The following is a 6,737-nucleotide window of genomic DNA, read 5'->3' as shown; positions in this document are numbered from 1 at the left end:
GTGCACACATAAATGGCACCGATGGTGACATTCCTGTGTACACATTCTGAGTGACCAATGAGTAACCCTGTGGGAGCGAGCTTGCTCGCGAAGGCGTCATGCCTGACACGAGTTTATCGACTGCTAAATCGCATTCGCGAGCAAGCTCGCTCCCACAGATATTCCATCAACCGGGAATTATGCTTTGGATTTGCTGATGATATTCCCGGCATGCAGTCCGCATTCTTTCTGCGTGGCTTCTTCCCACCACCAGCGGCCTTCGCGCTCGTGCTGGTTCGGCAGCACCGGGCGGGTGCAGGGTTCGCAGCCGATGCTGATGAAACCGCGCTCGTGCAAGCTATTATAGGGCAGTTCGAGCATGCGGATGTAACCCCAGATCTCCTCGCTGGTCATCTGCGCCAGCGGGTTGAACTTGTACAGGGTGCGTTCCGGTGTCGAGAAAGCTGTGTCGATTTCCAGCACCGCCACAGCGCTGCGGGTGCCCGGGCTCTGATCGCGGCGCTGGCCGGTGGCCCAGGCTTTAACGTCGGACAGCTTGCGCCGCAGCGGCTCGATCTTGCGGATGCCGCAGCATTCGCCGTGGCCATCTTTGTAGAAGCTGAACAGGCCTTTTTCCTTCACGAACGGTTCGAGTTTCGTGTAGTCCGGCGAGACGATTTCAATATCGATCTGGTAATGCTCGCGCACTTGCTCGATGAAGCGGTAGGTCTCCGGATGCAGGCGGCCGGTGTCGAGGCTGAACACTTTGACGTTCTTGTTCAGCTTCCACGCCATGTCCACCAGCACCACGTCCTCGGCGCCGCTGAAAGATATCCACAAGTCATCGCCGAACTCGGCGAAGGCGAGCTTGAGGATGTCCTGGGCGGATTTGTTGGCATAGGTCGTGGCGAGTTCCACGACGTCGAACGATGGGCTCATCAGGGCGGCTTCCTACAGGTCAATGGCGCTCGGGCGCTCTATAGGGGGCCGATGGTAACAAAAAGCTGCCGCGCCTGGGGCGTCCTCTGCGTTGCGCGCCTCGGGTGCAAACGCTAGAGTTCGGCCTCGCTTGACTCAAATAATCACTACAAACGGGAGTGTCTTGTGGAAATTGCTTGCCTGGATCTTGAAGGGGTACTGGTACCGGAAATCTGGATCGCCTTCGCCGAAAAAACCGGAATCGACTCCCTCAAGGCCACCACCCGGGACATTCCCGATTACGACGTATTGATGAAGCAGCGTTTGCGCATCCTCGATGAGCACGGCCTCAAGCTCTCGGACATTCAGGAAGTGATCGCCACACTGAAACCGCTGGACGGCGCGGTGGAGTTCGTCAACTGGCTGCGCGAGCGTTTCCAAGTGGTGATTCTCTCGGACACTTTTTATGAATTCTCGCAGCCGCTGATGCGCCAGCTGGGCTTCCCGACCTTGCTCTGCCACCGCTTGATCACTGACGAAAGCGGTCGGGTGACGGGCTATCAACTGCGCCAGAAAGATCCCAAGCGTCAGTCGGTGCTGGCGTTCAAGAGTCTGTACTACCGGGTGATCGCGGCGGGTGATTCGTACAACGACACGACCATGCTCGGCGAGGCGGATGCGGGGATTCTGTTTCACGCGCCGGACAACGTGATTCGCGAGTTTCCGCAGTTCCCGGCGGTGCATACGTTTGAAGAGCTGAAGCAGGAGTTCCTTAAAGCCTCAAACCGCGATCTCAGCCTGTAAGCCTGGCTACCTGATGATCGTTCCCACGCTCCGCGTGGGAATGCCTCAACGGACGCTCCGCGTTCGGCTTTGGATGGGACGCGGAGCGTCCCGGGCTGCATTCCCACGCAGGAGCGTGGGAACGATCGGTGTGGGAGGCTGCTCGCGATGCTTCAGAGGTTCTGCAGGGTATCGAGCAGGATTCGCACTTTGGTCATCGACTCCTGATACTCCGCCTGCCAGTCCGAATCGGCGACGATCCCGCCGCCGCCCCAGCAGCACACCTGGCCATCCTTGACCAGCAGACTGCGGATGGCGATAGAGCTGTCCATCTCGCCGCGCACGTCCAGATACAGCAACGAGCCGCAATACAGACCGCGCCGGGTTGGCTCCAGCTCGTCGATGATCTGCATCGCCCGAATCTTTGGTGCGCCGGTGATCGAGCCGCCGGGGAAGCTGCCAGCGATCAGGTCCAGCGCATCACGATCCGCCGCCAGTTCACCGGTCACGCTGCTGACCAGGTGATGCACGTTCGGATAGCTTTCCAGGCTGAACAACTCCGGCACCCGCACCGAGCCGATGCGGCAGGTGCGCCCGAGGTCGTTGCGCAGCAGGTCGACGATCATCAGGTTTTCCGCGCGATCCTTGGGGCTGGCCAGCAGTTCGGCGGCGTTGGCCGCGTCCTCGGCTGGGGTCAGGCCGCGAGGGCGGGTGCCCTTGATCGGACGGGTTTCAACCTGACGCTGGCTGACTCTGACGAAACGTTCCGGTGACAGGCTCAGGACTGCGCCGCCATCGGGCAAGCTCTGGAACCCGGAGAACGGCGTCGGGCAGGCCTGACGCAAAGCGCAGTAAGCCAGCCACGGATCGCCTTGGCATTGCGCACGAAAGCGTTGCGCGAAGTTGACCTGATAGCAGTCGCCGGCCTGGATGTAGTCCTGAATGCGTTCGAAGGCCTGACGGTAATCGTCAGCCGAGAGATCAGCGGCCATGGGGGCGTTCAGTTTGAAGGGCGCCAGCGCGTCAACTTGAGGCTGAGTGAACAGCGCGACCAATCGCTGCCGTTCACTGTCGACAAGCGATGGATGAAAGACCAATTGGCTGGTTTGCCCGTGGTGATCGCTGATCAGCGCCCAGTCGTACAGGCCAAAACGCGCATCGGGCAGTTGCAGGTCATCCAGCGCCTGACTCGGCAGGTTTTCCAGATGCCTGCCGAAGTCGTAGCTCAGATAACCGATCAGTCCGCCGGCGAACGGCAATTCGTACCCGGCGGGCAACTGCGCTTCGCCCAAGCGGCTGAGGTGGTCACGCAGGCGCTGGAGGAAATGCGCGCCGCTCTCGTCCGGCAACACCGCCAGTTGTTCCAGCGGCCAGGCGCTGAGCAAGTCATAACGGCCGCGTTCAGCGCTCGGCCGGCCGCTGTCGAGCAGCACGGCGCCGGGTGCGTTGCGAATGGCCGCGAAATAGTCGGCGGGGTTGGCGCGGTAGGGCAGTGGGTGTACGGAGCAGGTCAGCATGGGCGGGGCAGATCGGCCGTTGAGGCGGGGTGGGGATTGTAGTCCTCTGCGCTGCCAGATCAAAGTCAAAAGCCTCCCCCTCACCCCAGCCCTCTCCCCCAAGGGGGCGAGGGGGAAAGGGAGCCGATCTTCATGCTTTTCAAGGCCGGAGTTCGACCGGGTATTTCAGGTCGGCGCAGCTCTCGCATCCACCACGGTCAGTCCCCTCTCCCTCCGGGAGAGGGCTAGGGTGAGGGGCTTTTCAGCTTTTAGCCCTCGACCGCAGGAATATGCCCAAACATCTCCTGGGTAAACGCCACCCGCTCTTCTACCGATTCCTTAACGCCCCGCGCCTTCAGCTCTTCCAGCCGCGCTTCAACCGCATGGGTACGCAAGGTCAGGCCGCAATCGTTGGCGATCTGAATGTTCAGCCCCGGCCGCGCATTCAGTTCGAGAATCAGCGGGCCTTTTTCCTGATCGAGCACCATGTCCACGCCGATATAACCCAGCCCGCACAGCTCATAGCAGCCGGCGGCGAGTTTCATGAAACCGTCCCAGTAGGGCAGTTGCACGCCGTCCACCGCGTTGGTGGTGTCGGGGTGTTTGGTGATGATGTTGTTCAGCCAGGTGCCGCGCAGCGTAAGGCCGGTGGCGAGATCGACGCCGACGCCAATGGCGCCCTGGTGCAGGTTGGCCTTGCCGCCGGACTGACGGGTCGGCAGACGCAACATCGCCATCACCGGGTAACCCATCAGCACGATGATGCGGATGTCCGGCACGCCTTCGTAGCTGATGCTTTTGAAGATCTGGTCCGGGGTCACGCGGTATTCGATCAGTGCGCGGTCGCGGTGGCCGCCCAGCGAGTACAGGCCGGTGAGGATGCTGGAGATGTGATGCTCCAGCTCTTCGTGGGCGAGGATCTTGCCCGACACCGTGCGATAACGGCCTTCGAAGCGGTCGGCGATGACGATGATGCCGTCGCCACCCGCGCCCTGCGCCGGTTTGATCACGAAGTCGCTGCGCCCGCCGATGATCTCGTCGAGCTTGTCGATTTCCTTCTCGGTGGAGATCACCCCGTACAGCTCCGGCACGTGGATACCGGCGGCGATGGCGCGTTCCTTGGTGAGGATCTTGTCATCGACGATCGGGTACAGGCTGCGCTTGTTGTACTTGAGCACGTAGTCCGCGTTGCGGCGGTTGATGCCCATGATGCCGCGCGCCTCGAGGGCCTTCCAGGTCTTCCAGAAACCGAACATCAGGCGTCAGCCTTCTTCAGGAAGGCCTTGAAACGTACCAGTTCGGTCAGGCGGTAGCCGCGATAGCGACCCATCGCCAGCATGAATCCGACCAGAATCAGCAGGATCGCCGGGAAGGTAAACACGAAGTACACCAACTCCGGCACGGTCATGATCAGGTGCGCCAGGGAGGCGGCGAACAGCGTGCCGATCGCGACTTTCAGCGCATGGTTGGCGCCGCGTTCTTCCCAGGTGATCGACAGTCGTTCGATGGTCATGGTCAGAATCACCATCGGGAACAGCGCCACCGACAAGCCACGCTCAAGCCCCAGCTTGTGGCTGAACAGACTGATCGCCGCAATCAACACCACCACGAACGTCAGCACCACCGACAGGCGCGGCAGCATTTGCAGCTTCAGATGTTCGAGATACGAGCGCAGCGACAGGCCCAGCGCGGTGATCACCGTGAACAGCAGAATGCCGAAGCCCAGCTGCGTTTCGCGGAAGGCGAGGGCGATCAGCACCGGGGTGAATGTGCCCAGGGTCTGCAGGCCGATCAGGTTGCGCAGGATCAGGATCACCAGCACGCCGATCGGGATCATCACCATGATCATGAAGGTCTGCTGGGTCTGCAGCGGCAAGCCGTACAGCGAATAATCGAGGAAGTTGGCGTCAGTGTTTTCGTCGGTCAGCTTGGCCAGACGAATCGCGTTCATCTCGCTGTTGTTCAGGCTGAAAGTCACGTTGGCTTTCTTGCCGCCGTCGACGGTGATCAGGTTTTCGTCGCCGGTCCACCACAGCAGGCGATCGGTCGGCAGGCCTTGTTCACCGGTTTCCGGGTTGAAGTACAGCCAGTCGTTGCCGTTGAAGCTGCGCAGCCACAGCTCGGGAGTCTGAGGCTGATCGGCGACGAGGCGGATGGTGTGGACTTTTTCTACCGGAACGTGGGCAATCGACAGCAGCAGTTCGACGATCTTGGCTTTGTGCGAAGTCGACGGATCGCCAGCCAGCAGCAATTTGACGTTGTCGTCGTTGACATTGTTAACGCGCTTGATCGCCTCGCCAATAAAGGTTTCGACGTCGGCCGAGTGTTGGCGGATCGGCGCGAGCAGGGCTTCGGCGGCGATTTTTTCCGGGCCTTCGATGACCATGCTGTCACGGAATGTCGGGCCTTTGACCTTGGATTTTTCCGCGGTGTAGCGCTTGGTCAGCACCAGACGGTAATACAGCGTCTGGTTGCCCTTGGCGCGACGGGCCGACCAGGTCACCTTGCGGTTGCCGTCGATGCGGTTGACCGCGACGCCGTAGTTATTGGAGATGAAGCTTTCGTTGAGGCTCACGTAATCGCGGCTCAACGGCGGCACGAACATCTGGATCTTCACCGGATCCTTGGTGCTGGCGACGAACTCGACCTTGGCGTCGATGTTCCACAGGTCGTCGGTGGCGTCTTCGGTCACCGGGATGCCGAGCACGAAAATCTGATAGGCCGTAACCGAAACGCCCAGCAGCACCAGCACGGCGATCAGGATTTTCAGGTGGAAGGTTAGAGAACGCATGGAAATTACTCGGCGGTGTGAGCGGCGATGGTGCAGGCAGGTTTGCCGGCAGCGTATTTAAGACTGGGGTCGACCAGCGCGTCGAAGCGTTTCAGCGCCTCGGAGCCGATCAAAAGCGGGTATTGGAACGCACTTCGGTCGGTGAGGTTCACTTCGATGCTGCGCATTGCCGAACCCATGCAGATATCCAGCTCGATCACCGGACGGGCGGTGTACTGCTTGCCTTCTTCCGGATCGTAGTCGCCGGCGCGGCGCTTGATCTTGCTGACGCGAGCCAGCGGCCGTTCGATGGGGTGTGAATGCGCGGTGTCGATGGCCAGGTAGAAACGTACCCAGGATTCACCGTTGCGTTTGAAGCGTTTGATGTCGCGGGCACTCAGCGAGGCGGTTTTCGCCCCGGTATCGAGTTTGGCCGCAACTTCGAGATTGATGCCGTCAAGCGAAGCGTATTCGTTGAGGCCGTACACGGTTTTTTCCCCCGCGGCGGCGAGGCCGGGCAGGCAAAACAGAGCAAAAAAGGTGGGGAAAGGCTTGAGTCTCATAAATCCTGGTGCGCAGCGTTCCGTTATCGGTTCAGGTGCCCGCGCAACCGTGCGCAAGCCCCCGCGTGTGCCTGGCAGCTTTTTATGGCAAGCCGTACTAAAGACCCGCAAATGCGGGCGGCATTCTAGCACGGTGGTTTTATGGCGCCAGCGCTTGCGCCGACCCATGAGCTGCAAAGGGTGCCACCCTTGTGGGAGCGAGCCTGCTCGCGAATGCGCTGTGTCATT

Annotated in this window: 6 protein-coding genes; 1 reads left to right on the top strand and 5 read right to left on the bottom strand. The window is 60.7% G+C overall.

Annotated features, from left to right (window positions below):
• Window positions 1-177: 177 nt before the first annotated feature.
• Entirely contained in the window at window positions 178-918 is a 741-nt protein-coding gene (locus tag F8N49_RS23835) for a phosphoadenylyl-sulfate reductase (RefSeq protein ID WP_151552837.1), read from the bottom strand.
• 165 nt (window positions 919-1,083) lie between these two features.
• On the opposite strand from F8N49_RS23835, the gene thrH reads away from it, so the two are divergent.
• Window positions 1,084-1,701 carry a bifunctional phosphoserine phosphatase/homoserine phosphotransferase ThrH gene (gene thrH, locus F8N49_RS23830; protein ID WP_122747089.1) on the top strand — a complete coding sequence of 206 codons (618 nt, stop codon included), beginning with the start codon at window positions 1,084-1,086 and terminating at the stop codon, window positions 1,699-1,701.
• A gap of 152 nt (window positions 1,702-1,853) precedes the next feature.
• On the opposite strand, the gene pabB is transcribed toward thrH, so the two are convergent.
• The 4 genes from pabB to F8N49_RS23810 form a co-directional block, all read right to left on the bottom strand.
• Window positions 1,854-3,197, bottom strand: coding sequence for an aminodeoxychorismate synthase component I (pabB, locus tag F8N49_RS23825; protein WP_151552835.1), 1,344 nt, complete (start codon window positions 3,195-3,197; stop codon window positions 1,854-1,856).
• Window positions 3,198-3,445: 248 nt separating this feature from the next.
• Window positions 3,446-4,432 (bottom strand): alpha-L-glutamate ligase-like protein, encoded by a 987-nt coding sequence (locus tag F8N49_RS23820; protein ID WP_016773817.1) that lies wholly within the window; start codon window positions 4,430-4,432, stop codon window positions 3,446-3,448.
• Window positions 4,432-5,967: an inactive transglutaminase family protein gene (locus F8N49_RS23815; RefSeq protein ID WP_016773818.1), complete on the bottom strand. Its 1,536-nt coding sequence runs from the start codon at window positions 5,965-5,967 to the stop codon at window positions 4,432-4,434. Before F8N49_RS23815 ends, F8N49_RS23820 begins: the two co-directional genes overlap by 1 nt.
• A gap of 5 nt (window positions 5,968-5,972) precedes the next feature.
• Window positions 5,973-6,509, bottom strand: a complete 537-nt coding sequence (locus F8N49_RS23810; RefSeq protein WP_016773819.1) for an ATP-dependent zinc protease — start codon at window positions 6,507-6,509, stop codon at window positions 5,973-5,975.
• Window positions 6,510-6,737 lie beyond the last annotated feature (228 nt).

The sequence above is a fragment of the Pseudomonas sp. GXM4 genome, assembly GCF_008923895.1.
In the GTDB taxonomy this organism is placed as follows: domain Bacteria; phylum Pseudomonadota; class Gammaproteobacteria; order Pseudomonadales; family Pseudomonadaceae; genus Aquipseudomonas; species Aquipseudomonas atacamensis.
Note: the sequence above shows the minus strand (reverse complement) of the source record. Positions and strands in the feature narration are given on the sequence as shown.